Origin of the sequence: Lysinibacillus sp. NPDC097195 (genome assembly GCF_044762075.1) — a bacterium.
Taxonomy (GTDB): Bacteria; Bacillota; Bacilli; order Bacillales_A; family Planococcaceae; genus Lysinibacillus.
The window spans coordinates 116,670-142,924 of record NZ_JBIWDP010000005.1 but is presented as its reverse complement, the minus strand read 5'-3'; the positions used below and the strand labels follow the sequence as shown (position 1 = coordinate 142,924).

General features: G+C 37.9%; 29 protein-coding genes, 1 riboswitch and 1 other annotated feature. Of the genes, 25 read left to right on the top strand and 4 right to left on the bottom strand.

The annotated features are described in order from the left end of the window. Window positions 1–61: 61 nt before the first annotated feature. The gene (locus ACIQXI_RS18930; protein ID WP_402927750.1) at window positions 62–1,633 is read right to left on the bottom strand and encodes a 2-isopropylmalate synthase; all 1,572 of its coding nucleotides are present in this window, start codon (window positions 1,631–1,633) and stop codon (window positions 62–64) included. A 62-nt stretch (window positions 1,634–1,695) separates the two neighbouring features. Further along, window positions 1,696–1,978 (bottom strand) — a binding site (T-box leader). A gap of 166 nt (window positions 1,979–2,144) precedes the next feature. Between ACIQXI_RS18930 and ACIQXI_RS18925 the strand changes: the two genes are divergently transcribed. Continuing rightward, entirely contained in the window at window positions 2,145–2,939 is a 795-nt protein-coding gene (locus ACIQXI_RS18925) for an HAD-IIB family hydrolase (RefSeq protein WP_402927748.1), read from the top strand. Window positions 2,940–3,041: 102 nt separating this feature from the next. On the opposite strand, the gene ACIQXI_RS18920 is transcribed toward ACIQXI_RS18925, so the two are convergent. Beyond that, window positions 3,042–4,736 (bottom strand): methyl-accepting chemotaxis protein, encoded by a 1,695-nt coding sequence (locus tag ACIQXI_RS18920; protein ID WP_402927747.1) that lies wholly within the window; start codon window positions 4,734–4,736, stop codon window positions 3,042–3,044. A 271-nt stretch (window positions 4,737–5,007) separates the two neighbouring features. Between ACIQXI_RS18920 and ACIQXI_RS18915 the strand changes: the two genes are divergently transcribed. The 7 genes from ACIQXI_RS18915 to ACIQXI_RS18885 all read left to right on the top strand — a co-directional run bounded on the left by ACIQXI_RS18915 (window position 5,008) and on the right by ACIQXI_RS18885 (window position 9,245). Next, window positions 5,008–5,502 (top strand): DUF1648 domain-containing protein, encoded by a 495-nt coding sequence (locus ACIQXI_RS18915; RefSeq protein WP_402927745.1) that lies wholly within the window; start codon window positions 5,008–5,010, stop codon window positions 5,500–5,502. A 136-nt stretch (window positions 5,503–5,638) separates the two neighbouring features. Then, window positions 5,639–6,043 (top strand): GNAT family N-acetyltransferase, encoded by a 405-nt coding sequence (locus ACIQXI_RS18910; protein WP_402927857.1) that lies wholly within the window; start codon window positions 5,639–5,641, stop codon window positions 6,041–6,043. Window positions 6,044–6,149: 106 nt separating this feature from the next. Next, window positions 6,150–6,806 carry a YdeI/OmpD-associated family protein gene (locus ACIQXI_RS18905; RefSeq protein ID WP_402927743.1) on the top strand — a complete coding sequence of 219 codons (657 nt, stop codon included), beginning with the start codon at window positions 6,150–6,152 and terminating at the stop codon, window positions 6,804–6,806. A 155-nt stretch (window positions 6,807–6,961) separates the two neighbouring features. Beyond that, complete coding sequence (locus ACIQXI_RS18900) at window positions 6,962–7,396, top strand: DUF1801 domain-containing protein (protein ID WP_402927741.1); 435 nt, start codon at window positions 6,962–6,964, stop codon at window positions 7,394–7,396. After that, entirely contained in the window at window positions 7,393–7,770 is a 378-nt protein-coding gene (locus ACIQXI_RS18895; protein ID WP_402927739.1) for a VOC family protein, read from the top strand. Before ACIQXI_RS18900 ends, ACIQXI_RS18895 begins: the two co-directional genes overlap by 4 nt. Window positions 7,771–7,788: 18 nt before the next feature. Then, window positions 7,789–8,241, top strand: a complete 453-nt coding sequence (locus tag ACIQXI_RS18890; RefSeq protein ID WP_402927738.1) for a nucleoside deaminase — start codon at window positions 7,789–7,791, stop codon at window positions 8,239–8,241. 23 nt (window positions 8,242–8,264) lie between these two features. Further along, a complete protein-coding gene (locus tag ACIQXI_RS18885) occupies window positions 8,265–9,245 on the top strand; it encodes a GNAT family N-acetyltransferase (RefSeq protein ID WP_402927736.1) in 981 nt (326 codons plus the stop codon). Window positions 9,246–9,280: 35 nt separating this feature from the next. On the opposite strand, the gene ACIQXI_RS18880 is transcribed toward ACIQXI_RS18885, so the two are convergent. Then, entirely contained in the window at window positions 9,281–9,718 is a 438-nt protein-coding gene (locus ACIQXI_RS18880; RefSeq protein ID WP_069508058.1) for an RrF2 family transcriptional regulator, read from the bottom strand. A 194-nt stretch (window positions 9,719–9,912) separates the two neighbouring features. Between ACIQXI_RS18880 and hmpA the strand changes: the two genes are divergently transcribed. From hmpA to ACIQXI_RS18815, 13 genes are all read left to right on the top strand, one after another. After that, window positions 9,913–11,079: an NO-inducible flavohemoprotein gene (hmpA, locus tag ACIQXI_RS18875; RefSeq protein ID WP_402927735.1), complete on the top strand. Its 1,167-nt coding sequence runs from the start codon at window positions 9,913–9,915 to the stop codon at window positions 11,077–11,079. Window positions 11,080–11,243: 164 nt separating this feature from the next. After that, window positions 11,244–11,504, top strand: a complete 261-nt coding sequence (locus ACIQXI_RS18870; protein ID WP_402927734.1) for a metal-sensitive transcriptional regulator — start codon at window positions 11,244–11,246, stop codon at window positions 11,502–11,504. 42 nt (window positions 11,505–11,546) lie between these two features. Continuing rightward, on the top strand, window positions 11,547–11,888 hold the full coding sequence (locus tag ACIQXI_RS18865; protein WP_402927732.1) for a rhodanese-like domain-containing protein: 342 nt from the start codon (window positions 11,547–11,549) through the stop codon (window positions 11,886–11,888). 12 nt (window positions 11,889–11,900) lie between these two features. After that, on the top strand, window positions 11,901–12,197 hold the full coding sequence (locus ACIQXI_RS18860) for a rhodanese-like domain-containing protein (RefSeq protein ID WP_402927731.1): 297 nt from the start codon (window positions 11,901–11,903) through the stop codon (window positions 12,195–12,197). A 72-nt stretch (window positions 12,198–12,269) separates the two neighbouring features. After that, complete coding sequence (locus tag ACIQXI_RS18855; RefSeq protein WP_402927729.1) at window positions 12,270–12,824, top strand: sulfurtransferase TusA family protein; 555 nt, start codon at window positions 12,270–12,272, stop codon at window positions 12,822–12,824. Window positions 12,825–12,840: 16 nt separating this feature from the next. Then, window positions 12,841–13,236 (top strand): DsrE/DsrF/DrsH-like family protein, encoded by a 396-nt coding sequence (locus ACIQXI_RS18850; protein ID WP_069508050.1) that lies wholly within the window; start codon window positions 12,841–12,843, stop codon window positions 13,234–13,236. A gap of 83 nt (window positions 13,237–13,319) precedes the next feature. Beyond that, window positions 13,320–14,447 (top strand): MBL fold metallo-hydrolase, encoded by a 1,128-nt coding sequence (locus ACIQXI_RS18845; RefSeq protein ID WP_402927728.1) that lies wholly within the window; start codon window positions 13,320–13,322, stop codon window positions 14,445–14,447. Window positions 14,448–14,497: 50 nt separating this feature from the next. Then, window positions 14,498–14,725, top strand: a complete 228-nt coding sequence (locus tag ACIQXI_RS18840) for a sulfurtransferase TusA family protein (RefSeq protein WP_402927726.1) — start codon at window positions 14,498–14,500, stop codon at window positions 14,723–14,725. A gap of 144 nt (window positions 14,726–14,869) precedes the next feature. Beyond that, window positions 14,870–15,646 (top strand): sulfite exporter TauE/SafE family protein, encoded by a 777-nt coding sequence (locus ACIQXI_RS18835; protein ID WP_402927725.1) that lies wholly within the window; start codon window positions 14,870–14,872, stop codon window positions 15,644–15,646. 10 nt (window positions 15,647–15,656) lie between these two features. Next, window positions 15,657–16,301 carry a DsbA family oxidoreductase gene (locus tag ACIQXI_RS18830; RefSeq protein ID WP_402927723.1) on the top strand — a complete coding sequence of 215 codons (645 nt, stop codon included), beginning with the start codon at window positions 15,657–15,659 and terminating at the stop codon, window positions 16,299–16,301. A 384-nt stretch (window positions 16,302–16,685) separates the two neighbouring features. Beyond that, window positions 16,686–17,636: a c-type cytochrome gene (locus tag ACIQXI_RS18825; protein WP_402927722.1), complete on the top strand. Its 951-nt coding sequence runs from the start codon at window positions 16,686–16,688 to the stop codon at window positions 17,634–17,636. Window positions 17,637–17,833: 197 nt separating this feature from the next. Beyond that, on the top strand, window positions 17,834–19,819 hold the full coding sequence (locus ACIQXI_RS18820; RefSeq protein ID WP_402927720.1) for an ABC1 kinase family protein: 1,986 nt from the start codon (window positions 17,834–17,836) through the stop codon (window positions 19,817–19,819). 452 nt (window positions 19,820–20,271) lie between these two features. Continuing rightward, window positions 20,272–21,438, top strand: a complete 1,167-nt coding sequence (locus tag ACIQXI_RS18815; RefSeq protein WP_483869719.1) for a C40 family peptidase — start codon at window positions 20,272–20,274, stop codon at window positions 21,436–21,438. Between the two features lie 100 nt (window positions 21,439–21,538). Here the strand turns inward: ACIQXI_RS18815 and ytvI are convergent, their stop codons facing one another. Further along, window positions 21,539–22,597: a sporulation integral membrane protein YtvI gene (gene ytvI, locus ACIQXI_RS18810; RefSeq protein WP_402927718.1), complete on the bottom strand. Its 1,059-nt coding sequence runs from the start codon at window positions 22,595–22,597 to the stop codon at window positions 21,539–21,541. A gap of 92 nt (window positions 22,598–22,689) precedes the next feature. On the opposite strand from ytvI, the gene ACIQXI_RS18805 reads away from it, so the two are divergent. From ACIQXI_RS18805 to ACIQXI_RS18790, 4 genes are all read left to right on the top strand, one after another. After that, window positions 22,690–23,238: a hypothetical protein gene (locus ACIQXI_RS18805; RefSeq protein WP_402927716.1), complete on the top strand. Its 549-nt coding sequence runs from the start codon at window positions 22,690–22,692 to the stop codon at window positions 23,236–23,238. Between the two features lie 251 nt (window positions 23,239–23,489). Further along, on the top strand, window positions 23,490–24,035 hold the full coding sequence (locus tag ACIQXI_RS18800; RefSeq protein WP_402927715.1) for a glutathione peroxidase: 546 nt from the start codon (window positions 23,490–23,492) through the stop codon (window positions 24,033–24,035). Between the two features lie 152 nt (window positions 24,036–24,187). After that, a riboswitch (cobalamin riboswitch) is annotated at window positions 24,188–24,398 on the top strand. Window positions 24,399–24,550: 152 nt separating this feature from the next. Beyond that, a complete protein-coding gene (locus ACIQXI_RS18795; protein ID WP_402927713.1) occupies window positions 24,551–25,093 on the top strand; it encodes a hypothetical protein in 543 nt (180 codons plus the stop codon). A 1-nt stretch (window position 25,094) separates the two neighbouring features. Next, window positions 25,095–26,054, top strand: a complete 960-nt coding sequence (locus ACIQXI_RS18790) for an ABC transporter substrate-binding protein (protein ID WP_402927712.1) — start codon at window positions 25,095–25,097, stop codon at window positions 26,052–26,054. The last annotated feature ends 201 nt before the right edge of the window (window positions 26,055–26,255 follow it).

The following is a 26,255-nucleotide window of genomic DNA, read 5'->3' as shown; positions in this document are numbered from 1 at the left end:
GCATTATATAATTTAGAAAATTCAGAATTGTTTGAGTGCCTGGCACTTTAGTTCAGACACTTTAGTTCATAACGGGAGTTAAGTTTGCTACAACAATGCTGTTGATTGCATTGATGTAAGCCATTGCACTTGCTTTTAAAATATCCGTATCTGCCGCTTTGGCAATATACTTTTCGCCTTCGTGCTCAATCGTAATTTTTACTTTACCAAGCGCTTCTTTACCACGAGAGACACTGTTAATATTATATTCCACAAGTTTTACATCTATTTTTACAATATCGGCAATAGCAGAATATAAAGCGTCAATCGGACCTGAGCCAACTGCACTCGCTTTTAATACTTCGCCACCTTTGCGAATTTTTACACTAGCGGAAGGGAAGCTTGCATTGCTGACGACTTGTAAATCTTCAATGTCAAAAAATTGCTCACTATAATGAGTAGCATTCGCATGATTGGCATCATGTTTTTCATAATAACTTTCCACAATAACATATAAATCATGATCGTAAACTTCCTTTTTCGCATCGGCTAATTTTAGGAAGCCATCGAAAATGCCTTCAAACTCCTCAGTAGAAAGATTAGTGAAGCCTAACTTTTCAAGCGCATTTTTTACAGCATGGCGACCTGAACGAGCTGTTAAGACAAGTTCCATATCGTCGAGTCCTACATCCTCTGGATGGACAATTTCATAGGCATCACGCGATTTAAGTAGACCATCTTGGTGAATACCTGAAGAGTGGGCAAAGGCATTGTCGCCAGTAATGGCTTTATTTACTTGGACATCTAAGCCCATAAAGCTGGATACAAGGCGTGATGTGTTCATAATTTCCCTTGTGTTAATGCGGGTATCGGCATTGTAAATAGCACTACGTGTTTTCAATGCCATAACAACTTCTTCTAGTGCAGCATTCCCAGCTCGTTCCCCGATGCCATTGATCGTACATTCTACTTTGTCTGCCCCGTTTTTAACAGCGGCAAGTGTATTAGCCGTTGCCATACCTAGGTCATTGTGGCAGTGAACACTTAGTAGAACGCTATCGTTTAGATTTTTCATGCGGTCGTTCAGCTTATAAATCATTGCACCAAATTCTTCTGGTTCAGCAAAACCAACAGTGTCAGGCACGTTAATCATTGTAGCACCAGCCTTCATCACTGCCTCAATCGTTTTCCATAGATATTCGAAATCTGAGCGAGAAGCATCTTCTGTTGAATATTGTACTTGTGGTAGAAGCGTTTTTGCATATTTCACAGCATCTATGCCAATTTGTAATATTTGATCTTTCGATTTACTAAATTTCTTTTCTACATGGATATCAGAAGTGCCAAGCACCATATGAATCATTGGATTTTCAGCATATTTTACCGCATTATAGACAGAATCAATATCCGCCTGTACAGCTCGTGCTAAAGCTGTAATCATAATGTCATTTGTATTACCAACTTTTTGTGCGACAGCTTTGACCGCCTCAAAGTCACCTTGTGAAGAAGCAGGGAAACCAGCTTCGATAATGTCGACGCCTAATTTTTTGAGTTGCTGTGCAATCTCTACTTTTTCGTATAAGTTCAGTTTTGCTCCTGGCACTTGCTCTCCATCACGTAAAGTTGTATCAAACACCCAAATTTTTCTTCCCATTTTCAAACACTCCTTTTGTTGTATTAAATAAAAATAAAAAAACCCGCCTCTATATATAAAAATATAGAGACGAGTTATTTGCTCGCGGTACCACTCTAATTGACCTTTCCTTTACAGAAAAAGTCCCCTTATCGACAGCTATCACTGTCTATCCAAATAACGGTGGAAACCGACATCCCTTACTTTTAAACCGCCATTCAGCTCACTAAAAGGAGTATGCTGAATCGATTAGGTTCAGGGTGTAGCTCATGGATGAGTTCAAAATGTGTGCCTACCGGTTTACACCAACCACCGGCTCTCTACAAGTACACGAGCATTTCTACTATTTCCAATCTTGGCTTACAATGTGTTGTTGAAAGCTATAATACGTTGATATTGTCAGTATGTCAATAATATTCTAAAAATTATTTTTATTCTGTCTTAAAGAAGGGCTTTCTTACTGGTAATGAATCATTTTATTTTGATAGCTGTATTTTTCACAAATAAAGCCATTTTCTTGTGAGATAATGAAATGGGAATTTATATATCGAAAGTAGGTAAAATGGTGAAATTTGTCTTTGATTTAGATGGAACGATTTGTTTTAGGGGGCAGCCATTGAGTGTAGACATAACAGCTGTGTTAGAGGATTGTCTACAAAAAGGCCATGAAGTCATTTTTGCTTCAGCACGTCCAATTCGAGATTTATTACCCGTATTGCCGGAATCATTACGTCGATTGTCGATGGTGGGAGGTAATGGAGCATTTATAGCGGTGAATGGTGAAATACAAGAGAGTGCAGCATTTGAAGAAACGACCGTGGAGGCAATGAAGGAAATTATTGCAGCATATCAATTACCCTATTTAGTGGACGGTCATTGGGATTATGCCTTCACAGGCAGTGAAACACATCCAATTTATCAAAATTTAGATCCCTTAAAGCTGGCAAAGAAAGTGGCATTACAAGACTTAAAAGCTATTGTGAAAATTGTATTATTCCCAGGTACCCAGCATCAACATATTTTGGCACAGCTACAGCAGCTAAATATTTCATTGTTTGAACATACTGCTGAAAATATCGTGGATATCAGTCCTAATGGAATTGATAAATGGACAGGTTTGAAGAAATTAGGTGTTGAACAAAATCAATTTATCGCCTTTGGAAATGACGCTAATGATGCATCGATGTTTAAACATGCTCTCAAAAGTGTTTGTGTTGGTGAGCATGAAGTAAGCAAGCTTGCTACTTTACAAGTGCCAAGTAAAGAAGCAGCAGTAATCAATATTATAAAGCAACTAATAGAGTGCCAGGCACCCGAACAATTTTGAATTTTCTGAACAAAAAAGCAAGTAAGAACCCCCTAAGCTTGCTGCTTAATAGCATCAAAGCTTAGGGGGTTAAAAGTGCCAGGCACTCAAACAATTTCTGAACTATTGCACCTTAAAGCGAGAAACTTGTGATTGTAGTTCTTCCGCCATTGTCGATAAAGTAGCAGCAGAAGCGGCAACTTCTTCAATTGTCGCCAGTTGCTCTTCAGAAGCGGAAGCTACATTTTGAAGGTTAGCAGAGGACGTTTGGGCAATCGTCGCAATGTCATCAAAGGATGCATAAATTTGTTCAGCGCTTGAGGACATTTCCTCTGACACCGTTGTTGCTTCCTGAATCTGCTTAGATACTTGCTCAATAAGGTCAACGATTTTTGAAAAGCCTTCCTCAGCTACTTTTACAACCGTCATACCAATTTGAACCTCTTGTGTTCCCGTATCCATTACTGTCACTGCGCGGTTTGTCTCTTGTTGGATTTCTGAGATTAACCCAGCAATCTGTTCAGCCGATTTCTTCGATTGCTCGGCTAATTTTTTTACTTCATCGGCAACAACTGCAAAGCCACGGCCGTGATCACCTGCTCGAGCGGCCTCGATAGCAGCGTTTAATGCTAATAGATTGGTTTGCTCAGCAATATCCGTAATGATGCTAATAATGTTACCAATCTCTACAGAATGGTTACCTAAATTTTTAACAACATTTGCAGATTCCAAAACAGCTGTATTAATTGTATCCATCTGCGTAATTACGCGCTGTAATGACTCATTTCCTTTGTTTGCTTCCGTATTTGTATCAATAGCAAGTTCTGAAACAGCAGCAGTTGTGGCTGCTAATTGTTGAATGCCATTGGTCATATTTTTCATCGCTTGTGAGCTTTCTGTAGCATTTTTTCCTTGTGCTTCAGAGCCACTTGCTACTTCTTGCATAGCGGATGTAATTTGTTCAGTCGCTTGAATAGTTTGCTCAGCACTAGCCGTTAATTCAGCCGCCGAAGCACTTACTTGTACAGTATTATGACCAACATTGGTAATTAAATCTTTTAAATTTTGTGCCATATGATTAAAGGCAAGGGCTAAATCCCCAACTTCATCGCGATTTCGAATGCGAATTTGCTCAGCAGTTAAATCACCTTCCGCAATTTTTTGCGCTGCTTTTGCCATGCCTTTAATAGGACGGGAAATAATAGTTCCCATAATCATAGCAATTATCAGACTAATGATGACCGCGAATACCCCTAGCAAAATCATATTAAATTTAATTGCCTCTATATCTTTTGAGGTAGCAGCGATTTTAGCTTCGACAGCTTCACTTTGATAGTTGGCAAGGTTTTCAACACGTTCATCAAATTGTTTAAGAATAAGACGTCCTTGTGTACTGTCCAATTTTTCATATTGTTCTGTCTCGCCAGCATCCTTTAAAGAAAACATACGGTCAGCAAATTGCTGAACATTTTGTTCACTTTTATTGACAGCCTCTAATAACTCAATTGATTTTTCTGATTCTAATGTCGCCATTAAACTCTCAGATTTTAATTTAAATTCTTCCCGAGCGGATTTATTTCCTTCGCGATTTTGTTTATCGCCAAGTAAGAGATACCCGCGCATACTAACAATTTCCTGTTTTGCAATTACTCTAAGTTCTTGAATACTAATAGATTTCTTTGTTTGCTCTTCTAGTAACTCTTGATAAGTGCCATTTACTGAATTAAGTTGTTTAAAGTTTAAAGCGATAGTGCCTATTAAAACTAAAATAACAATAAAAAAACCGAGAATTAATTTTTTATAAATCGTAAATCGCATGTATTGTAAGTCCCTTCCTAGTAATTTAGTAGAAATGTTACAAAAAAGTGAAATATGTATATATACTTATTTATAGCAGATTATATGTATTTTAAAAAGCATTATGAGTTTATTCATAGTGAAAATTATGAAATTTGCGGGAATTTAGTTATAGATTGGTCATATAGAGGTGAAATTTTATATCTTAGGTGACTGTTGAAGAAGCTTCAAACTGAAACTAAATGACTGTTGGTACGTAAATACAAATAATGATTAAAAAGGATGTGGGCAAATGTATAGACCGATTTTAAAATTACCAAAAACAAGGTATGAAAAATTTTTGGATGTTATTGGCGGCGGATTATTTATTGTTTCCATCGTATTTATTATTTCTCAGTTTGGTAACTTGCCCGAAGAAATTCCAGCTCACTTTAATGGTGCCGGCGAGGTCGATCGATGGGGTTCGAAAATAGAAGTATTCATTTTACCGGGTATCGGGCTAATTATGTGGATATTTTTAGGGCTTCTTGAAAAAGCGCCACATCTACATAACTATCCAACCCGCTTAAATGAGGGCAATGTCGAAGCTTTTTATTTAAATAGTCGTAAATTATGTAATGAATTAAAAAACTTTTCTGTCATATTATTTGCCATTCTATCTTGTGAAATGATTCTTGTTGCATTAGGAAAGCTAGATGATTTAGGTTGGTGGTTCCTACCATTCGTCATCATCGGTACAGGGATTCCAATTGTTAAAGGCTTAATGGCTTCATCGAAAATCAAATGAAAAACAATAGCAGGACAGTGGGGAATTATGTATAATATAAGTAAATAAAGAAATTTATGGGGGTATTGTTTTGCTACTGTTCTTTTGATTTCTAACATCTATCTAATTGTTAAACTATATTAGGAGTTGATAGATGATGATTTTTACGAATTCACTTGAAGGTATTTCTGCGAACATGTTACATGGTTTTTTTGTTGACTGGCCAAGTCCACCAAATCCACAAACGCATTTACGTTTGTTAGAAAATAGCAGTAAAATTGTTGTGGCAATTGATGATCAAACAAATGAGGTAATTGGTTTTATTACGGCTATTAGTGATGGTGTACTGTCAGCGTATATTCCGTTATTAGAGGTATTACCGCAATACAAAAATAAAGGTATAGGCAAGGAATTAGTAAATCGAATGTTACAAGAACTCGATGATATCTACATGATAGATCTATGCTGTGATGATGACCTTATACCTTATTATGAACAATTTGGCATGACGAAAACAAACGGTATGGTATATAGAAACTATAAAATGCAATCGGGAAAGTAATACTATTAAAAGCGCTTGAGCAGTAATTCAAGCGTTTTTTTTTGTATATATTTTAACCATTGTGCGGTACATTTAGGATGAATGGATGTAGAAAGGTGTTAACAATGTGCAGAAGAAATTTAAATTAAAGGATGGATTGTCGATTGTAATTCATCATTTACCAGACAATATGCGATTAGAGGGGATTTCGGAAGCAGGAAATGCACCTTACGACCGTATAATAAGCTTCGTGTTTTCAATTGACGAGATGATAACAGATTTAAAAAGCACGCACCAATCGAACGCACTGGCAGAACAGGGCTATTTATTTTTTGTTTATCCGAAAAAGAATAATAAAAAATACAACCAGTATATTCATCGAGATGAAATTTTCCCAGCAATTCAAGTCGATAATGGGAAATATATCGCAAATAGCGATTATAAGTTTGCGAGTCTTCAGTCATTGGATGATACATTTTCGATTTTGTGCATTAAACACGATGCACAGGCAAGAGGAAAGAAAAAGACAGCAAATAGTCAATGTGTAAGTGACTATGAAAGTATGGTTCCATTATTGAGAGCTGAGCTCAAAGAAAATTCGAGTGATGTGGCGTTTTATGATGCTTTAACACCAGGTTATCAAAAAGATTGGGCACGCTATATTTATAGTGCCAAGAAGCAAGAAACACAGCTAGCCCGGTTAGCTGAGATGCGTGAATTGACAAGGGCTGGCTTTAAGACGAAGGAGCACTTCCGGAAAGCGAAGGCAGAAGGGCAAGTATAGCAAGCTTTTCGTACTAGTAGCTCTAAACATAAAAACTTTTGTCGATTGTTGTAGCAATGGCACTACCGCTATTGCTAATAAAGCAGCTTCATACTACTATTAAGTAATATTTTTAAATCAACCAATGACACATTATGAAAAAGTGGGGGAAAGCAATGAAAGCGTATATTGAACAGGTAGATGAAAAATGGCGTGATAGTTTTGCTCAGCTTGCGGATGTTATTGCAACGAATATTCCGGCTGGCTTTGAACAAACCATGAATTACGACATGATAAGCTATGTAGTTCCGCTCTCAACGTATCCAAATGGCTATCATGTCACACCGAATACACCGTTACCCTTTATTAGCTTGGCGGCGCAAAAGCGACATATAGCTGTATATCATATGGGTATTTACGCTGATACTGCTTTATTGTCTTGGTTTCAAGAGGAGTATGCTAAGCGAGTTCCGACAAAGTTAAATATGGGGAAAAGTTGTATTCGTTTTTCTAGTACAAAAAATATTCCTTACGATTTAATTGGTGAGCTTGTTTCAAAAATGACTCCTGGGGAATGGATTACTAGATATGAAGGAGCGTTGAATAAATGAAAAGTGCAACTACATTTTTAATGTTTCAAGGACAGGCGCATGAAGCGATACAGCAATACAAACAATGGTTTCCACAATTATCGATTGAAAGTTTAACGTATATGGAGAACAGCCAGCAAGTTGCAATGGCAGAAATCGATTTAAAAGGTTTAAAACTAAAGGTCAATGACAGTCCAATCAAGCATGACTTTTCATTTACCCCAGCGATATCTATCTTTGTAGAGTGTGAAACGATAGAAGAAATCGAAAGTCTAGTAACGCAAATCTTAGACGGTGGTCAAGCGTTAATGCCATTGAATAATTATGGTTTTTCTCAGCAGTTTGCTTGGATTCAAGACCGTTTCGGGGTATCGTGGCAACTTACGTATAATTAATTACTAGGGGGAGTATAGATGAATCAATGGATGGAGCGTGCAGTAGAGCTAGCTCTTCAAAATATAGCGCAAGGTGGTCAGCCATTTGGTGCTGTTTTAGTAAAGGATAATGAAATCATTGGTGAAGGTGTCAATGAACTGCATCTGCGTCCAGATAGTACAGGACATGCTGAGCTACTTGCATTACGACGTGCACAGGAAAAACTAGGTTCTACTGATTTGCGCGGTACAGTGATGTATGCAAGTGGAGCACCATGTCCGATGTGCTTTGGTGCAATGGCGATGGCGGGGGTAGACAAAGCTTATTTTGCCAATTCACTAGCGGATGCGATGGCGGTGGGATTGAGTCGCTCAAGTGAAGTCTATGCAGATTTGCAAAAAATTGACGAAGAACGTGCGTTTCGAATGATTCATATGCCAATAGAGGATGAAAATAAAAGTCCGATGCATGTTTGGTATAGTAAATCGTAATTACGTAAAAAGGGGAAAAGTGTATGGCAGTAACTTTAGTGAAGCATGACTTAAAATACGCAGAAGCAATGCATGCATTGTCTTCAATGCCGGAGGTTCGGGATGCGCTTGGGTTACCTGCTGGAAAAGTAGAAGATACCATAAACTTTATAAAACGTGAATGTGTTGACGAGGAAGCTGGAAAGACTGTTCCTCGTGTTGTGCTAAATGAGGAAGGCCAACTTATAGGTGTAACAGCATTGATGTATATAGATCATGAAAATAAAAACTGCCATATCGGGTCTTGGCTTGGCTATGAGTTTTGGGGACAAGGCTATAATGAGGAAGCGAAAAGAGCTATTTTAGAAATCGCTTTTTTTGATTTAGGGCTTGAACGCGTTTTTGCCGGAGCTAGAAAAATTAATATTCGCTCACAAAAGGCGCAAGAAAAGTTGCCTTTTATCCGATTAGGTGTAGAAAAGGATTTTCCGCAGGAGCATTCTTGGTTAGAAATGAAAGAAAAGCAACCTTGTGTATTAAATGTTTTTGAACGTGAAGATTTTGTTCGATATCATACATCTGTAGAAAAAGTGGAAGGTTCGCGTGAAAGCTATTTGTCCTATCTTTTACTAGGGGATGAAAGTGAAGTTGCCGTTCGACAATATATGAATGACGGTGATTTATATGCGATAAAATGCGGCGAGACTTTAGCTGGTGTCGCATTGCTAATCCCACAGTCTGAAGAGATAATGGAATTAAAAAATATAGCCGTTGTGCAAGCTTTCCAAGGAAAAGGGATCGGGAAGGAAGCGTTGAACAAAATGTTCGTGCTTTGTAAATCACAAGGTTTTAATAATCTTTTAGTTGGCACAGCCAATTCAAGTATTGATAACATTGCTTTTTATCAAAAATCAGGTTTTCGTATGGAAGCGATAGAAAAAGATTTTTTCAGTAACTATCCGCAACCAATTTACGAAAATGGTATACGTGCATTAGATATGATTGTATTTTCAAAAGCATTATAAGAAATACCCGTTCAACTATTGTTGAGCGGGTATTTTTATTTGCCGAATAATAAGGCCATTAATTTCTCCTTTGAATGTAAAAAATCATCAAGGGAATAGCGGTCAAGTACAGCCATGTATGCCTGCAAGGCTTCATATAGTACACCTTTTAACTGGCATTCAGGGGCAATTTTACATAAGTTATTTTCCTTGTCGAAGCATTCAACAAGATGAAAATCCTCTTCTGTATGGCGCACGATTTCACCAATGGTAATTGATTTTGGATCAATTGCTAAACGGATACCGCCACCCCTGCCTCGGATAGTTTCGATGTAACCAAGTAGCCCTAGTTGGTGTGTCACCTTCATTAAATGGTTTTTTGATATATTATAGGCATCTGAAATTTCTTGAATGGTTGAGAGTTGCCCCTCTTCTTTCGCTCCTAGATAAATGAGTGTCCGAAGGGAGTAATCTGTGTATAAAGTTAATCGCATTGGAACACCCTACTTTCTATAGATCACTACAATAATTATAGCATTTCTACAATAAATTATTGTAATTCATTACTTTTTTTAAAAGATGTATTTCAAATACATCAAATATGTCCATTTTGTTAAAGATGTATTTTAAATATTGCTTTAATAAAATGAAAGCGTTATAGTGGAGTCACGAAAGGATGGTATGCGATATGTTAAAACAAGAAACAGTACAAATTATTAAAGCAACAGTACCCGTATTAGAAGTTCATGGGGTAGAAATTACGAAGACGTTCTATAAAAATTTGTTTGAAGCTCATCCAGAATTATTAAATATTTTTAACCATACAAACCAAGAAAAAGGTCGTCAACAAACTGCGTTAGCGAATACAGTGTATGCAGCGGCCGTTCATATTGAAAATTTAGAAGCCATTTTACCGGCAGTGATGTTAATTTCCCATAAACACCGTAGTTTAGGAATCTTACCAGAGCATTACCCAATCGTTGGTGAGTTTTTATTAAAAGCAATTAAAGAAGTTTTAGGCGATGCAGCGACAGATGATATTATTAATGCTTGGGCTGAGGCATATGGCGTCATTGCCGATGTATTCATTCAAGTAGAAGAAGAGCTTTATCAAAAAGCTGAAAATAATGGTGGATGGCGCATGTTTAAACCATTAAAAGTAGCGAAAAAAGAAGTAGAGAGTGAACTTGTCACTTCAATTTATTTTGTAAATGAAGATGGGTCACCGCTACCAGCATACGAACCAGGTCAATATATTAGCATTCGTGTGAAAGTACCTGGTGAAGAATATTTAATGAACCGCCAATATACGCTTTCACAAGCAAGCGCAGAGGACGGTTACCGTATTTCCGTCAAACGCGAGAGCGAACATACACCGAATGGAAAAGTATCTACCTTCATCCATGATGTATTACAAGTTGGCGATTTAGTAGATGTAAGTGTACCAGCAGGACTATTTGTTCTACATGAGACAACAGCTCCAATCACATTTGTCAGCGGAGGTATTGGGGTAACACCATTAAACAGTATGCTACAATCTTTAAAAGATAATGCAGCAAATGAAGTTCATTTCATTCAATGTGCTCGTAATGAGAAAGTAGTAGCATTTAGTGATGACATTCAAGCAAAAGTAAATGTTCTGCCAAATGCATCGTATACTGCCCTTTATTCTGATGATAATCAGTTACTGACAAAAGAAATATTGGCTGAACAAGTGTCTAACGATACGGATGTTTATATTTGTGGACCAATTGGCTTTATGGAAGCGGTTATTAACCATCTCCATGATCTTGGTGTGAAGGATGACAAAATTCACTATGAATTCTTCGGTCCATTTACGCAATTAGCAAACTAAATATTTATATTAACTCTGTTACAAGTAGCTTTTTGGGCACTTGTAACAGAGTTTTTTTATGGAAAGGAATCATCGAATCTTTAATGTTGACATTATACCTAAGGGGGTATAATATAAAACACGTAAGCGAGATAATGACTAAATTCGAAAGGGGGCGTGCACAAATGGCGTACGATGTTAAAACTGCCAATCGCATCAAAAGAATGGAAGGCCAGTTGCGTGGAGTTTTGCGCATGATGGAACAAGGACAAAGCTGTAAAGATGTGATTACACAGCTATCCGCCGTACGTTCTGCGGTTGATCGGACGATAGGGGTTATCGTCAGTGAGAACTTGTTAGATTGTGTAACGACTGCTGATGGTGATTCGGAGAAAATGAATAGTGCCATCAAAGAAGCGATGGATTTAGTGGTGAAAAGCAGATAGTTTAATATACCCTTTATAGTATATAGGAGGTGGAAATATTCTTTGGAAACATGGATTTTGATAGCATTGATTGTCGGCTTTTTAGCTTGGCGACTGAAGCCAACAAAAGGGGTGCAGTCTATAACGACAGCGCAATTAAAACATGTGCTGAACGATAAAGATAAAGTATTTATTGATGTGCGAACTCCGGCTGAATACAAAGGTCGCAATATTCCACAATTTAAAAATATCCCGCTTGGCTCTGGATTTCACCAATTACCGAAGGACAAAGAGATTGTTGTCATTTGTCAAAGTGGTATGCGTAGTAGCCAGGCGTGCAAGCAATTGAAAAAACTAGGTTATGAGCGTGTCACAAATGTTCGTGGTGGTATGAGCGCTTATTAGGAGGAAAGAAACGTGAAAGAAATAGCAGCAACAGAAGTACAAGAAGCTTTAGCACAAGGTCAAACTTTATCGTTAATTGACGTACGTGAAGTAGAAGAAGTGCAGGAAGGCCATATTCCTGGCGTTATTCATATTCCACTAGGTTTGCTCGAATTTCGTCTGCATGAGTTAAATAAAAATGAACCGTATATTATCGTTTGCCGTTCAGGTGCGCGCAGTGGGCGTGCTACTCAGTTTTTAGAAAGCCAAGGCTTCGATGTGACTAATATGATTGGTGGTATGCTTGCGTGGGAAGGTGAAGTGCAGTAGTGAGGGTTTTACAAAGCCCTACTATATTTTTTTACCTAAAATAATACCCCTGTACGTATAAAGGAGGAAGTTATGGCTATTAAAGTAGATTTTCAGTTAGATGCAAAAGGGCTATCTTGTCCAATGCCAATCGTTAAAACGAAAAAGGCAATGGCGGATTTAGTAAATGGTCAAATTTTAGAAGTGTCGGCTACAGATAAAGGCTCGAAGGCGGATATCGCTGCTTGGGCTGAGTCGGTAGGGCATCAATATATCGGGACAGTGGAAGAAGATACTGTGCTTAAGCATTACATTCGTAAATGCGCGCAGGAGTCAGCTGATGAAAAAACGTTTGAGTCCACAATTGAGTTGGAACAAATCGTAGGAAGAGATGGGCTTATCCTCGATGTGCGTGAAGAAGCGGAGTTCGCATTCGGTCACATTGAAGGGGCGAAATCCATTCCGATGGGTGAGCTTGAAGAGCGCCTTTCTGAACTCGATAAAGATCGTGAAATTTATGTGATTTGTCGTACAGGTGCTCGCAGTGATTTAGCTGCACAAAAGCTAGTAGCAAATGGCTTTACAAAAGTATTTAACGTCTTACCAGGTATGACATCTTGGACGGGCGAATTAATGAAAACTATTTAAATTGGAGGAATTTATTATGTCAAACAAAGTAGCAATTATTGCAAGTAACGGTGGTCTTTTTGATGCATATAAGGTGTTCAATATCGCAACAGCAGCGGCAGCTTCTGACAAGGAAGTAGCAATCTTTTTCACATTCGAAGGCTTAAATTTAATTCATAAGCAAGGCATGAATGCTTTACCAATGCCTGCTGGTACAGAACATTTTGCAGAAGGTTTTGCGAAAGCAAATGTACCTGCAATTCCGCAATTAGTAGAAATGGCACAAGAATTAGGTGTTAAATTTATTGCGTGTCAAATGACAATGGATGTAATGGGCTTAACAGTAGAAGATTTTGTAGACGGTATTGAGGTTGGGGGAGCTGTAACATTCTTAGAATTCGCTAAAGATGCAGCGCCATCATTAACGTTTTAATTTCTAGGAAGCAATTGATAAGCGGAGAGGGATGTCCTTTCCGCTAAAAAAATAACGAAATTAATACCTTGGGGGGTAAGAAAGTGACAGTGTTAAAATGGAGCGCTGCAGAAGTAGCGAAAAAAGTAATCGAAAACAAAGAATTATTTATTTTAGATGTACGTAATACAGATGCATTTGAAGATTGGAAAATCGATGGACACAAATTTGAATACCTTAATATTCCGTATTTTGAGCTATTAGATGGTGTCGAAGAAATTTTACCTAAAATCCCTACGGACAAAGATGTATTAGTCGTTTGTGCAAAGGAAGGATCTTCAATGATGGTGGCAGAGATGCTATCTGATGCTGGACGTACTGTTGCCTATTTAGAGGGCGGAATGAAAACGTGGAGTGAATATTTAGAACCGATTAAAGTAGGCGATTTAACAGGTGGTGGTGAGCTTTACCAATTCGTTCGTTTAGGTAAAGGCTGTCTATCTTATATGGTTATTTCTGAAGGCGAAGCAGCAATTATTGACGCTGTACGCTTCACGGATGTATTTACAAACTTTGCAAAAGAGAAAAACGTAAAGATTAAGCATGTCTTTGATACGCATTTGCACGCTGATCATATTTCAGGTGGACGCCATATCGCAGCGGCAACAGGAGCAAACTATTACTTACCGCCGAAAGATGCAGAAGAGGTTGTCTTTGATTATATGCCTTTGGAAGATGGTACAGCTGTGCAAATCGGAGCATCGAAAATTGAGGTAGGTGCACTTTATTCACCCGGTCATACAATTGGCTCGACGTCCTTTGTGGTAGATAACCAATACTTATTAACAGGTGACATTTTATTTATTGATTCGATTGGTCGCCCTGATTTAGCAGGACTTGCAGAGGACTGGGTAGGGGATTTACGCGAAACGCTATATAAACGTTACCGTGAATTATCGGATGATTTAATTGTACTGCCTGCTCATTTTATGATTATCGATGAGCTAAATGAAGATGGCTCAGTGGCCAAACGTCTAGGGGAGTTATTTGCGGAAAATCATGGCTTGAATATCGAGGATGATGGAACATTCCGCAGCATTGTCACAGATAATTTACCACCACAGCCAAATGCCTATCAAGAAATTCGTCAGATCAATATGGGGAAAATCACACCTGCTTTAGAGGAACAAACTGAAATGGAAATCGGACCAAACCGCTGCGCAGTAAGATAGGCGGTGCCAGGCACCCACACAATTCTCACACAATTTAAAAGGAGATTAACATGAACGCAAACTTACAATTAGATGCAAAAGGTTTATCTTGCCCAATGCCAATCGTGAAAACGAAAAAGGCGATGGATACATTAGCTTCGGGAGAAGTTTTAGAAGTGCAAGTAACAGATAAAGGGGCTCTAGCGGACATTCCTGCATGGACAAATGTAGGGGGTCACACGATTTTACATCAATCGGAAGAAGCGGGCGTCATTACATTTTTTATTGAAAAAGCGTAATGTGAAGGGTGGGCGTTCAAGTAAGGGCGCTCACCTTTTCACATCATTTTAAGAATTATATTAGAATAAGCGTTGTACGGTTGGTTAACTACTATTAAATGATAGAGCGCTAAAGTGTAAAAGACTCGAAAGAAGGAAAATTAGATGGACATAACGTGGATTATAACAATATTTTTAATCGGCTTTGTCGGTTCTTTTGTGTCAGGAATGATTGGTATTGGAGGAGCCATTATTAAATACCCTATGCTCTTGTATATTCCTCCCTTACTAGGATTTACTGCCTTTACAGCCCATGAGGTATCAGGTATTAGTGCTGTAGAAGTATTGTTTGCATCGATTGCAGGTGTATGGGCTTATCGTAAAGACGGCTATTTAAATAAAGCGCTTATTCTCTATATGGGTGGTGCTATTTTAGCTGGTAGCTTTGTCGGCAGTTTTAGTTCGCAATATTTATCAGAGGCTGGCGTTAACATAGTTTATGGGATATTAGCGCTAATTGCTGCCGTTATGATGTTTATCCCTAAAAAGCAAGTTGATGATAAGCCGATGGATGAAGTAACGTTCAATAAGCTACTCGCTGCAGTTTTAGCGTTTATCGTCGGTATTGGTTCTGGTATTGTAGGTGCAGCTGGTGGATTCCTGCTAGTACCGATAATGCTTGTAGTATTAAAAATACCAACACGAATGACGATTGCTACAAGTTTAGCCATTACGTTAATCTCTTCTGTTGGCGGGACAACAGGAAAACTAATAACAGGCCAAGTAGAATATTACCCAGCAGTCATCATGATTGTTGCTAGTTTAATTGCTGCGCCATTAGGGGCAAAAGCAGGGAAAAGTTTGAATACGAAAGTACTGCAAGGGATACTAGCCATGCTAATTTTAGTAACGGCGGTGAAAATTTGGATTAATATTTTATAGGGGGGATACAATGAAAATTGAAGTGTTTTCGGATTTCTCCTGTCCATTTTGTTATATAGGGAAAAAAGAATTAGAGCGTGCGATAACAGAGGCTGGCTATACCGATCAAGTAGAAATCGAATTTAAAGCGTTCCAAATTGATCCGGACGCATCCAAAGAGGTTGGCCAAAGTTATTACGAATATGTCATGGCTCATCGCAATGTAACAATTGAACAGGCCGAACATATGACGGCAGGCATTATGGAACGGGCTAAAGAAGTTGGACTAGCCTATGATTTTACTAAAATGAAAAAGGTGCATACTGAAAAAGCCCATCGCCTAGCAAAATGGACGAAACAATTTGGCAAAGAAGCGGCCTATACCGAAGCTTTAATGGCTGCTTATTTTAAAGAAGGTAAAGACTTAAATGATGAGGCTGTTTTATTAGCCGTTATTAAAAAATTAAACTTGGATGTAGTGAAAGCAAAAGAAGTGTTGGGCGATTCTAAAGCTTTTATCGAAGAATTGGAAAAGGATCGCTATGATGCCCAACAGCTAGGCGTACAAAGCGTACCATTCTTCGTCTTTAACAATCGCTACGGTATTAAAGGTGCTGAGCCGAATGAAGTATTCGTACGCACATTACACGAGTGCCAGGCACTGAAACAATTCTGAATTCTGACAGTAAGACAACCCACATCGGTTCCCGCGGGACAGCATAGATGTAAGACGATACAGCCCTCACTTAGCAAGGGCTGTGCCTTGCATGGTGCTCGCTGGAAATCGATGTGGGTTTTTATGTTCTAAGCAGCTGACTTATTTGCGCTTTGTAGAACGTACAGTGGATTTACTATATAGCCGGTGTTCGATTAACAGAAAATAAAGAGTACTTCAACGGGTATTAAGGATTGTTTCTACTGTTGTAGAACAAAAATATTTGTAAAATAATTACATATTTATCGTCTTTATGGTTCTAAAACTGTGAAGTGTGAGAAAAGTCACATCGCACCATATATTATCTTGCTAGAATAAAATTAACATTCAAAGGGGGTATTGGTAATGAAGAAAATTGCTACTGGTATAGCGGGAACAGTCTTATTAGCCGCTACACTTTTTGTTGGAGCAGTTATCAGTGACAAAATATTAGGTGATGCTAATGGTGAGACGCAAGAAGCGGTGGTACAGACACAAATACCAACAACAGCAGCTTCACAACAAGTGGTCTACGCTCCACCAAGTATCGAAGAAGTACCTGATGGACCGATGAAAGATGCTATTTTATATGGTTATGAGCTTGTAAATAATACGCACGTTGCGGCGGATGAATATGTAGGAAACCAATTATCGTGCACAAGCTGTCATGCAGGTGCGGGCTATGACGAACAAGCCTCTTCTTTAGTTGGCGTAATGGCTAACTACCCGCAGTATATCGCACGTTCAGGCGGTATTGTAACGATTGAAGAACGAATTAATGGCTGTATGGTACGAAGTATGAACGGTAAAAAATTTGAAATGAACAGTGATGAGCTAGAAGCGATGGTGGCCTATTTTGCTTACATATCGCAAGGAGTGCCGATAGGAGCAGAGCGTGAATGGGCAGGCACAAGCAATATGAAAAACATACCTGTGCCAGATGTAGCGAACGGTGAAAAACTATACGCGCAATCTTGTATCGCTTGTCATGCTGCAGATGGTTCCGGTACGGGTGCTAACACAGGTCCAGCATTATGGGGCGATAATTCCTTTAATGATGGAGCAGGTATGGCACGTATGTCCAAAATGGCTGGTTACATTCAAAACAATATGCCCGTTGGAGCGGGTGGAACACTAACAGATCAAGATGCTGCGGATCTAGCAGCATTTATATTGTCGCAAGATCGACCTGAATGGGCCAAACATGATAAAGATTGGCCAAAAGGTGGTCGCCCTAACGATTTAATGGACAAAGAGAAGCGTGATCAAGTGAAAAATGGCACGATTAATTGGGAACAAGTGCTATCTACGAATTAAAAATAAGTGACAGGCACTGAAACAATTCTGAATATTGATAGTGTGAAAATCCATGGAGAATCCTTCCGTGGATTTTTGCGTTGTTAGTAGTGTATAGCGTATCTTAGCTTGCGGTCTTTCGTAGCTAGTTTAAGAAAGTTTGTACGTGAATTTGTTATACTAACTATATTAGAGAAAACAACGGGAGGTGGCGCTTGTTGGTTTACTTGAAGTTATTTATTCAAATCATTTTTGTTGCAGGAATTATTTATTTTGTTAGCGGTCGTTTAATAGGTTCAAATATTAATTTTGTACGAAGAGTACTATCTGTTGTTATTAGTGTGACGCTTACGTCTTTTGTTTATTGGTATTCCTATTTGCGTCATCGGGATTTTTTATCGGAGACGATGGTGCAAACTGTTACGGAGGTAAGCACGCTGATTTGGATAGGGAGTATGCTTCTAATCTCCATGCTACTCTATCTTGTATTCGAACTGTTTGATCCAATCGGGATTAAAAGTGGAGAGCGACGGAATGGGCAAAAAACGGTTTTAATCAGATTACGTAGCTATTGGCGACAGCAAAAGAGATTGCGTCAGGTACTAAAAATAGCCGTAACAAATGGTATTGTGCAAACGATTAAATATGCGAGACAACGAGAAAATGAGAAGGAGCTTGCTATTGCTTTACGCACAACATTAGAGCAGTGTGGAGGCATTTTCATCAAATTCGGACAAGTACTGTCAACGCGTAAAGAATTATTTTCTCCAACTATTATTGATGAGTTAAAGCATTTACAGCAAAGTGTAAAGCCTTTGCCACATGACCAAGTAACAAAGATTTTAGAGCACTCACTACCAATGCCTGTAGAGGATGTCTTCACAAACTTTCATATGGAGCCATTGGCAGCTGCCTCAATTGGGCAAGTTCATAAGGCCCGACTAAAAAATTATGAAGAGGTCGTCGTTAAACTACTGCGTCCTGAAGTAAAAGGGATAATGCGTGATGATCTTGATATATTAGAGGAGTTTGCAAATTGGTTTTCAAGCAAATCTACGTGGGCAGAATCATTAGGTTTCCGTGAACTAGCAGGAGCTTTTGCAGACGGGTTACGAGAAGAAATTCATTTAGATATTGAAGTACGCAATACATTACAAGTTACAAATGCTCTTGCAAAGAGTGATTATAAAGTGCGCATTCCGAAAATATATACAGAGTTTTGTGATGAAGACATTATTGTCATGGAATACATTCGTGGTAAAAGTGTGTCAGAAGGATCTTCAGAATTTAGACGATTAAATATTGATTGTAGGCAATTTGCTAGAACAATTTTGTATTCATTTTTTGAACAGATGTTATTTTCGGGAATATTCCATGCAGATCCGCATCCGGGAAATATTTATATCGATGAGACAGATGGGGTGCCAATCCTCCTCGATTTTGGAGCAGTTGGACGCTTAGGTACTACTCAGCAAGAAGGGTTAAAGCTATTTTTATTAGGTATTCAGCAGAATGATGCCGGTATTTTATACGATGGTTTAATGCTATTAGTAGAAAATAGGGATCAGGCGGAACGTGCACGGGTAGAGCAGGCGATGGATCAAATTCTGCTGAAAATCTCTTATGTTGATCGTATTCCAACAGAAGAGTTAATCCATTCGTTGTTTACCGTTGTAAGAGATTTTGGCCTAGCATTCTATCCTTCTGTGGCATTAGCGCTACGCTCATTAGTAACATTGGATGGGACTTTACGTGTAATTGATCCACAATTCGATATTTTTACAGAAGCGAAAGATTTTTCTGCATCTTACATGAGAGCTGCATTTTTAAAGCCATTTAAAGAACCGCTGGCAACAAAAGAACGAGTACAAGAAGAACTATCGATGTTGATTCCAACGTTACGAAAAATGCCGAGACGTATCGATCAGCTCATTCAACGTGTAGAAAGTGGAAAAATTATATTACATCATGATATTTTTTCAGATGAACATAATGCACGTTTCATTACTCAGCTTTTTGCACGCTTCGTATTATTACTTGTCGGCATTACATTTGGTATTATCTCTGTTGCATTATTAGCTATATCTCAATTCATACATGAACCGTATGCTGTGTATTTGAATACAGCCGCATATTTAGGATTGTTCTTATGTGCAATTTTGTTAGTACGACTATCCATCCAAGCTTTACGCTCTATGAGGTAATAGTGGACTCCTCTATCTCAATTGTGAGGTTTTCCACGTGTAAGCGACCGACGATAGGCCAGGGGAAAATAGCTGCTGTAGCATACATCAACTAAGGTCGTTTAGTTCTCTCAGTTTGTCTATAATCAGTAGGTAGGGGATAAATCTCCTACCTTTTTATATTACAAATAGATTACAAATCACAAACGTGAAATGTGTTATTTAGAGATATATGTAGTATTATGTAGCGGTATATAAGCTTTTTGTAGAATTATGTCGTATTTTAGCTAATGTTACAATTATGTTTCGAGTTTTACTAAACTATTAAAACGGCGGGAAATAGTATAAAAGTTACGGCAATAATGCTAAACTTTAAAAGGCTAATAAAAACATAAAAATTTAATTTGATCGTTCAAGTATTTACATAAGGAAATAAAGAGCGAAATTGATAGATGAAGGGAAATGAAAGTCTCATGGGTAAGCGTAATAAATGGCGTAAGTCGATGGTGCTAGCTTTAGCACTTGCAGGCGGCCTATTATTTAATACAGTACAACCAATCGAAGCACACGCTGAAGAAACGTCTCAGCAAATGATAGATAAAAAAGCAAAAATTGATGCAGAAGTTAAAAAATTGAATCAAGAATTAGATCAACTGCAACAAGATATCGATGCAAAAGTAAAAGTATTTAACCAAGTACAAGCTGATATAAAAGAAGTAGATGCAGGTATTGTTGAAACAGAAAAACGCATCGAGCAACGTTCGACAATTTTAAGTGAGCGTATGGCTGCATATCAAGCACAAGACAACACAGTAGGCGTATACTTAAGCGTTGTTTTAGAATCAAAGAGTTTTGCAGATTTAATGGATCGTGTCGTAGCGGTAAAAACATTAATGGATGCTGACCAAGAGCTAGTTAATCAACAAGAAGCTGATAAAGCGAAATTAGAACAACAAAAAGCAACATTAGATGAAAAACAAAAAGAACTTCAAAAGCAATTCCAAGAGCTTCAACAAAAGGAAAGCGAAATGGAAGTGAAAAAGGCTGAAAACCAAGCGAAATCACTTGCATTAAAAGCACAAATTGCAACGAAACAAGAAGAAGAACGTTTAGAGGCTGAGCGTAAAGCTGCAGAAGAAGAAGCTGCTCGTCTACGTGCACTTCAATCAGCTCGACCTGTAGTAAATGTTAACAATAACAATAACAGCAACAATAACAGCAACAAAAACAATAACAGCGCAAGCAAACCACAACCAATCATAGTTGGATCTGGTGCAGGTACTGCATCTTCAGGTGATGCAATTTCTACTGCGAAACAATTCCTAGGTCGCGCATATGTTTGGGGCGGAAGCAATCCGACTACAGGCTTTGACTGTTCAGGTCTTGTACAATGGTCTTACAAACAAGCAGGTGTATCATTACCACGTACAGCATCACAACAATATTTAGCAACAAAACGTATTTCAGCAAGTGAAGCACGTGTTGGTGACTTAGTATTCTTCAGCTATGGCTCAGGCGTAGCACACGTTGGTATTTACCTTGGTAATAACACAATGATCGATGCTCAAAATAAAGGTGTTGTCATTGAATCACTTGATTGGTGGAACCAATATTTAGTAGGCTTTGGACGCATTCAATAAGCCTTTAAAAAATAGACGTTGTAACTTACAAAAAAGTTAAATAAAAATGTTAAATAGCACCCATTATCAAGCTGTAATGATAATGGGTGCTATTTTAGCATTAAATTTTAAAATTAAATTTGATAACCCCAGTTTCTTTTAAGGCAAAAAGGAAGATGACAACAAAGGGCCCTGCAAACAAGCCGATGACGCCGAACAATTGAAGCCCGATAAACATGGCTATTAATGTCGGCAAAGGGGATAAACCAATATGTGCACCCATTACTTTAGGCTCGACAGTTCTGCGAATTATTAATAAAATAGCTGCAAGCACAAAGAGTTTAATAGCCATAGGTGTATTACCCATCAGAAGGTGATATGTGCCCCAAGGTGCTAAAACAATAATAGAGCCGAGAAACGGGATCACATCAATAATCCAAATTACAAAGGTCATTGCTAACGCATACTTCGTCTGAATCAGCATCAAACCGACCAGGGTAACACCAGCTATAATAAAGCTTACAAGGACTTGTGCCTTCATGAAACCAAAAAATGCATCTTTTAAACGATTCGTAATAATTTTCATTTTCTTTTCAGTTGAAGGCTTTAAATATGCGTATGTTATATGTTTTAATTTAGGTAAATCTAGCATAAATAGAAATAGAGCGATCATATAAACGAGAAGACTTATAAAGAGGCTTGGAATTTGTGAAAAGAAGGTCGTAACTTTGTTATAATTAAAGAAGTTTAAAAAAGACTCTTCAACCTTTTTTACGAAGTCGGTTGTCGTTTTCTCAAGTGAAGCACTCACTTCAGCTGGAAAGTCTTCTGTATATTTTGAAATATTCTCTTGCATATGATCCCACATCTCAGATAGCTTAGACATATAGTAAGGTGCTTGCTTAGAAATGGAAATGATTTGCGACATTAGTTGGGTAATAGTAAAGTAACAAATAATAGAAATAAAAATAACACTTACTATGTAAATAAAAGCAACAGCAATTTTTCGAGACATTTTCCATTTTCTCTTAAAATACATGACAATGGGTTCTAACAGTAGAGCAGAAACACCCGCCAATATAATTGGTACAGAAACTGGTATGATAAAGTATGCGGCTATTAGTAGGCATATAATCGCTAGCGTTCGTATAATCAACTTTCGAGTTATAAATCTATTCATAGGCTCTCCTTTTTATCATTAATTTAAGTACAGTGTAACATATTAAATTTTAAATTTAAAAACGTTGTGAAAGAATGAAGGTAGGGATAAATATGGAAAAAGAGATTTTGCAACTTTTTAGTAATTTAACAGAGCGTGACCGTGAGATTGAAAACGAGTCGTACAGAAAATTAATAAAAATTATGCAAGAACCAGTAGATTGGACATATGCAGTTTGGGAACAGCTTATTAAAGCCCTTACATATAACAATGGGCATGCTCGCGCACGGGCAGCACAGTTTTTATGCGCTTTAGCAGCAAAAAGCGATCCGGAAGAGCGTGTTCTAGATGATTTCTTAAAAATATGGGCAGTAACGTATGATGAAAAAAAAATAACAGCAAGGCAAGCATTGCAAGCAATCTGGCAAATAGGGCTTGCAGGCCAAGTTCAAAGAGACTTAATCGTTTCTTATTTGGCGAAAAGGTTTCAAACTTGTATCGACGAAAAACAATATACATTAATTCGTTATGATATTATTATTTCTTTCAAGAAGTTGTTTGATGCTACGAATGATCAGAATCTACTAGATATTGCAAAGCGATTAATCGAAGAAGAGCAGGATAGTAAATACAAAAAGAAATATAAGACAGCCATCCGTTAAAGTAGCGAGATGGCTATTTTTATGCTCAAGTGTGTTATTTTGAAGAAGGAAGCATTATTGATTATAATAAAAAACAGGAGTATGGATGCACTTAATTTTAGGTCTAATATACTGATGTGATGGATTGTTTACAAAATTACTAGTCTGCTTACTTTTGGAAAAGGTGCGAGCAATAGAGCCAGTAATAGAATTCAATGGTTCTAGTTGGTGCTTTAATATATTTACAGATAATTTTAGAAAGGGTTGAGGAAATGGGTATTTATAATTATTTAGTGGAAAAGCCAAACGGTGAAATTTTATCGATGGAGACGTATCGCGGAAAGACAATGTTAATCGTCAATACCGCCAATCAATGTGATTTTACATACCAATTTGAGGATTTGCAAAAAATGTACGATAAATATGGCAAAAATAATTTTGTTGTTTTAGGCTTCCCCTGCAATCAGTTTGGGCAACAAAATCCAGAAGATGGCGAAAAAACAACTCAACTTTGTCAAATTAACTATGGCGTAACTTTCCCGATTTTTGAATTAGTGCAGGTGAATGGCGAAGGGACACATCCTTTATTCAACTACTTAAAGCATGAGGTAGATTTTCGTGAATTCGGTAAAGCGAATATGCAAGAAAAGATGCTAGCTGAGGCCATCATTCAAATAGCGCCTAGCTTTTTAGATGGACGTAATATTCGCTGGAACTTTACAAAATTTTTAGTAGACAATCAAGGAAATACCGTTGAGCGCTTTGAACCAACTGATTCCCAATTGGATATTGAGCAAGCGATTGAAAAAATTTTATAGTAGTTTTTGAGTCAGAATTTTTGAGCTATAGTAACAAATAGCTGGTCACTATGTAGAAATAGTGCTAAGTTTTGTATAAATATTTTCGAATATTCCACAATCTCACAACTACTTTTTCAATTCAATCTATGATAAACTGCTAATCAAGTGAATAATTCTTGCAGAATAATGGTGCTAACTTTAGCATAATCGGGAATTCGGTGTAAGACCGAAGCTGTTTCCGCAACTGTAAGTACAGAAGTCATAATAAATTGCCACTGTCGAAAGGGGAAGCTCTAAGATGGGAAGGTTTTATGATATCGCTACTGCATAGACGTAGTGAACTGTACGAGCCAGGAGACCGACCTTTATTTAATGTATAAAAACTCTTCGGAAGCTAGGAGGATATACGGCAAATACATTGGCTGTCGCGTCAGGCGACACTATATATGCTATTTTCGTCGTTCCCTAGGGAGCGGCGTTTTTTTTATGCACCTTAAGCAAAGTATGTTCATGATAGAAAGTAGGGATTACAAATGAAAAAAGATGCTCGTTACTCTTGCTACCCGTTCATGCGTGAAAAAATATCTACGGTTGATTTTGAAATTCGTACAGATAGTTTAACAACACATGTCGGTGTAGCGTTAGCTGCTGTAAAAGAAGAAGATGTTGAAGTAGTGGCTGCAGATTTATTGACTATCTTGCCAATGGCCTATCATGTCAATGGTTCAGTACGAGGCAAATTAGCGGTAACGGAAGAAGATTTATCATGGCTTAGCGAGCGCTATGATTTTTATGTAGGTCATGTAAAGGATGAAATACAAAATTTTGTGTTACCACAAGGTACGGGGGCTGCCACTGCGCTGCATTTATGTCGCAGTGAGGCAAAAAAATCATACCGCGCGCTACATAAAGTTTCGGAGGAAAGGGAAGTTCCAGCCATCCTTTTCGATTACTTAGGATTGTTAGCGAATGTATTTTTTGTTATGGCGGTTTACACAAATCAGCAGGCTGGCATCGCTGAAATCCCGTTTATTAGCAAATCTTATCCAATAAAGAAAAAGAAGGAGAATGAATAAAGTGAAGAAACTATTAAATTTAAAATGGCTTACTGTATTAATGCTAGCACTTGTATTGACAGGATGCGGCACAGCAGATAAAGCGAACAATGACGATACATCTAAAGAGGATCAACAAGTAGAACAAACTGGCTATAAAGTGAAGGATGACCGCGATATAGAAGTAGCGTTCGATGCAGTACCACAAACAGTTGTGTCATTAATCCCGAGTAACACAGAAATTCTATTTGCGCTAGGTGTTGGCGATAAAGTCATTGGGGCTACGGAATATGATACGTACCCAGAAGAAGCAAAAAAAATTGAACGTGTGTCAGACTCAGTGACATTCAATAGCGAAAAAATTGTAGCGTTAAAACCGGATGTTGTACTTGCGTATTACACAGGTAATGATGAGACATTAGACGCATTAAAAGGTCTTGAAGATGCAGGCGTAAAAGTATTTGTTATTAAATCTGCAGCATCTTTTGAAGATGTTTATGGAGATATTCAACAAATCGCTGAAGTAATGGGTGTTCAAGATAAGGGCGAGCAATTAAACAAAGATATTAAAGCACAAATTGCAGATGTTCAAGCAAAAGTAAAAACTGTAACGACACCAAAAAATGTTTACTTAGAAATTAGCCCGAAACCAGATATTTATACAACTGCAGCTGGTACTTTCCAACAAGAAATTTTAGATGCAGCTAATGTCAATAATGTATTTGGTGATCAGAATGGTTGGGTAAAAGTATCTGAGGAAGATGTCATTGCCAAAAATCCGCAAGTGATTTTAACAACAGTAAACTATACAGAAGATCCGGTAGGAGAAATTCTTGGTCGTGATGGTTGGAATACAATTACAGCTATTCAAGACAAAGCGGTAACTTTTATTGATACGGATATTTCAAATCGTCCAGGACCTCGTATTGGTGAAGCTGTTGAGATGGTAGCGAAAGCTGTATATCCTGAGCTATTTAAATAAAGAAAGCCAAGATAGTGGCAAAATAAAAGTGTTAGATTGATGTCGATTCAATCTAACACTTTTTTGCTGTTTCTCTTGGCAATGCATGCAGGCTAACCGGCGTTTAGTGGACTTCTATCAGCGATTCACATACCAGGCACTCCTTATAGTAGAGAAGCCTTTGTAGATAATTGGTAATATCTTCATTTGTTCTATAAAATA

Excerpts from the sequence above, each read along its gene's own strand:
- ACIQXI_RS18930 (WP_402927750.1), bottom strand. The coding sequence starts at position 1,633 with ATGGGAAGAAAAATTTGGGTGTTTGATACAACTTTACGTGATGGAGAG.
- ACIQXI_RS18925 (WP_402927748.1), top strand. The coding sequence starts at position 2,145 with ATGGGAATTTATATATCGAAAGTAGGTAAAATGGTGAAATTTGTCTTT.
- ACIQXI_RS18920 (WP_402927747.1), bottom strand. The coding sequence starts at position 4,736 with ATGCGATTTACGATTTATAAAAAATTAATTCTCGGTTTTTTTATTGTT.
- ACIQXI_RS18915 (WP_402927745.1), top strand. The coding sequence starts at position 5,008 with ATGTATAGACCGATTTTAAAATTACCAAAAACAAGGTATGAAAAATTT.
- ACIQXI_RS18910 (WP_402927857.1), top strand. The coding sequence starts at position 5,639 with ATGATTTTTACGAATTCACTTGAAGGTATTTCTGCGAACATGTTACAT.
- ACIQXI_RS18900 (WP_402927741.1), top strand. The coding sequence starts at position 6,962 with ATGAAAGCGTATATTGAACAGGTAGATGAAAAATGGCGTGATAGTTTT.
- ACIQXI_RS18895 (WP_402927739.1), top strand. The coding sequence starts at position 7,393 with ATGAAAAGTGCAACTACATTTTTAATGTTTCAAGGACAGGCGCATGAA.
- ACIQXI_RS18890 (WP_402927738.1), top strand. The coding sequence starts at position 7,789 with ATGAATCAATGGATGGAGCGTGCAGTAGAGCTAGCTCTTCAAAATATA.
- ACIQXI_RS18885 (WP_402927736.1), top strand. The coding sequence starts at position 8,265 with ATGGCAGTAACTTTAGTGAAGCATGACTTAAAATACGCAGAAGCAATG.
- ACIQXI_RS18880 (WP_069508058.1), bottom strand. The coding sequence starts at position 9,718 with ATGCGATTAACTTTATACACAGATTACTCCCTTCGGACACTCATTTAT.
- hmpA (WP_402927735.1), top strand. The coding sequence starts at position 9,913 with ATGTTAAAACAAGAAACAGTACAAATTATTAAAGCAACAGTACCCGTA.
- ACIQXI_RS18870 (WP_402927734.1), top strand. The coding sequence starts at position 11,244 with ATGGCGTACGATGTTAAAACTGCCAATCGCATCAAAAGAATGGAAGGC.
- ACIQXI_RS18855 (WP_402927729.1), top strand. The coding sequence starts at position 12,270 with ATGGCTATTAAAGTAGATTTTCAGTTAGATGCAAAAGGGCTATCTTGT.
- ACIQXI_RS18850 (WP_069508050.1), top strand. The coding sequence starts at position 12,841 with ATGTCAAACAAAGTAGCAATTATTGCAAGTAACGGTGGTCTTTTTGAT.
- ACIQXI_RS18840 (WP_402927726.1), top strand. The coding sequence starts at position 14,498 with ATGAACGCAAACTTACAATTAGATGCAAAAGGTTTATCTTGCCCAATG.
- ACIQXI_RS18835 (WP_402927725.1), top strand. The coding sequence starts at position 14,870 with ATGGACATAACGTGGATTATAACAATATTTTTAATCGGCTTTGTCGGT.
- ACIQXI_RS18830 (WP_402927723.1), top strand. The coding sequence starts at position 15,657 with ATGAAAATTGAAGTGTTTTCGGATTTCTCCTGTCCATTTTGTTATATA.
- ACIQXI_RS18825 (WP_402927722.1), top strand. The coding sequence starts at position 16,686 with ATGAAGAAAATTGCTACTGGTATAGCGGGAACAGTCTTATTAGCCGCT.
- ACIQXI_RS18815 (WP_483869719.1), top strand. The coding sequence starts at position 20,272 with ATGGGTAAGCGTAATAAATGGCGTAAGTCGATGGTGCTAGCTTTAGCA.
- ytvI (WP_402927718.1), bottom strand. The coding sequence starts at position 22,597 with ATGAATAGATTTATAACTCGAAAGTTGATTATACGAACGCTAGCGATT.
- ACIQXI_RS18805 (WP_402927716.1), top strand. The coding sequence starts at position 22,690 with ATGGAAAAAGAGATTTTGCAACTTTTTAGTAATTTAACAGAGCGTGAC.
- ACIQXI_RS18800 (WP_402927715.1), top strand. The coding sequence starts at position 23,490 with ATGGGTATTTATAATTATTTAGTGGAAAAGCCAAACGGTGAAATTTTA.
- ACIQXI_RS18795 (WP_402927713.1), top strand. The coding sequence starts at position 24,551 with ATGAAAAAAGATGCTCGTTACTCTTGCTACCCGTTCATGCGTGAAAAA.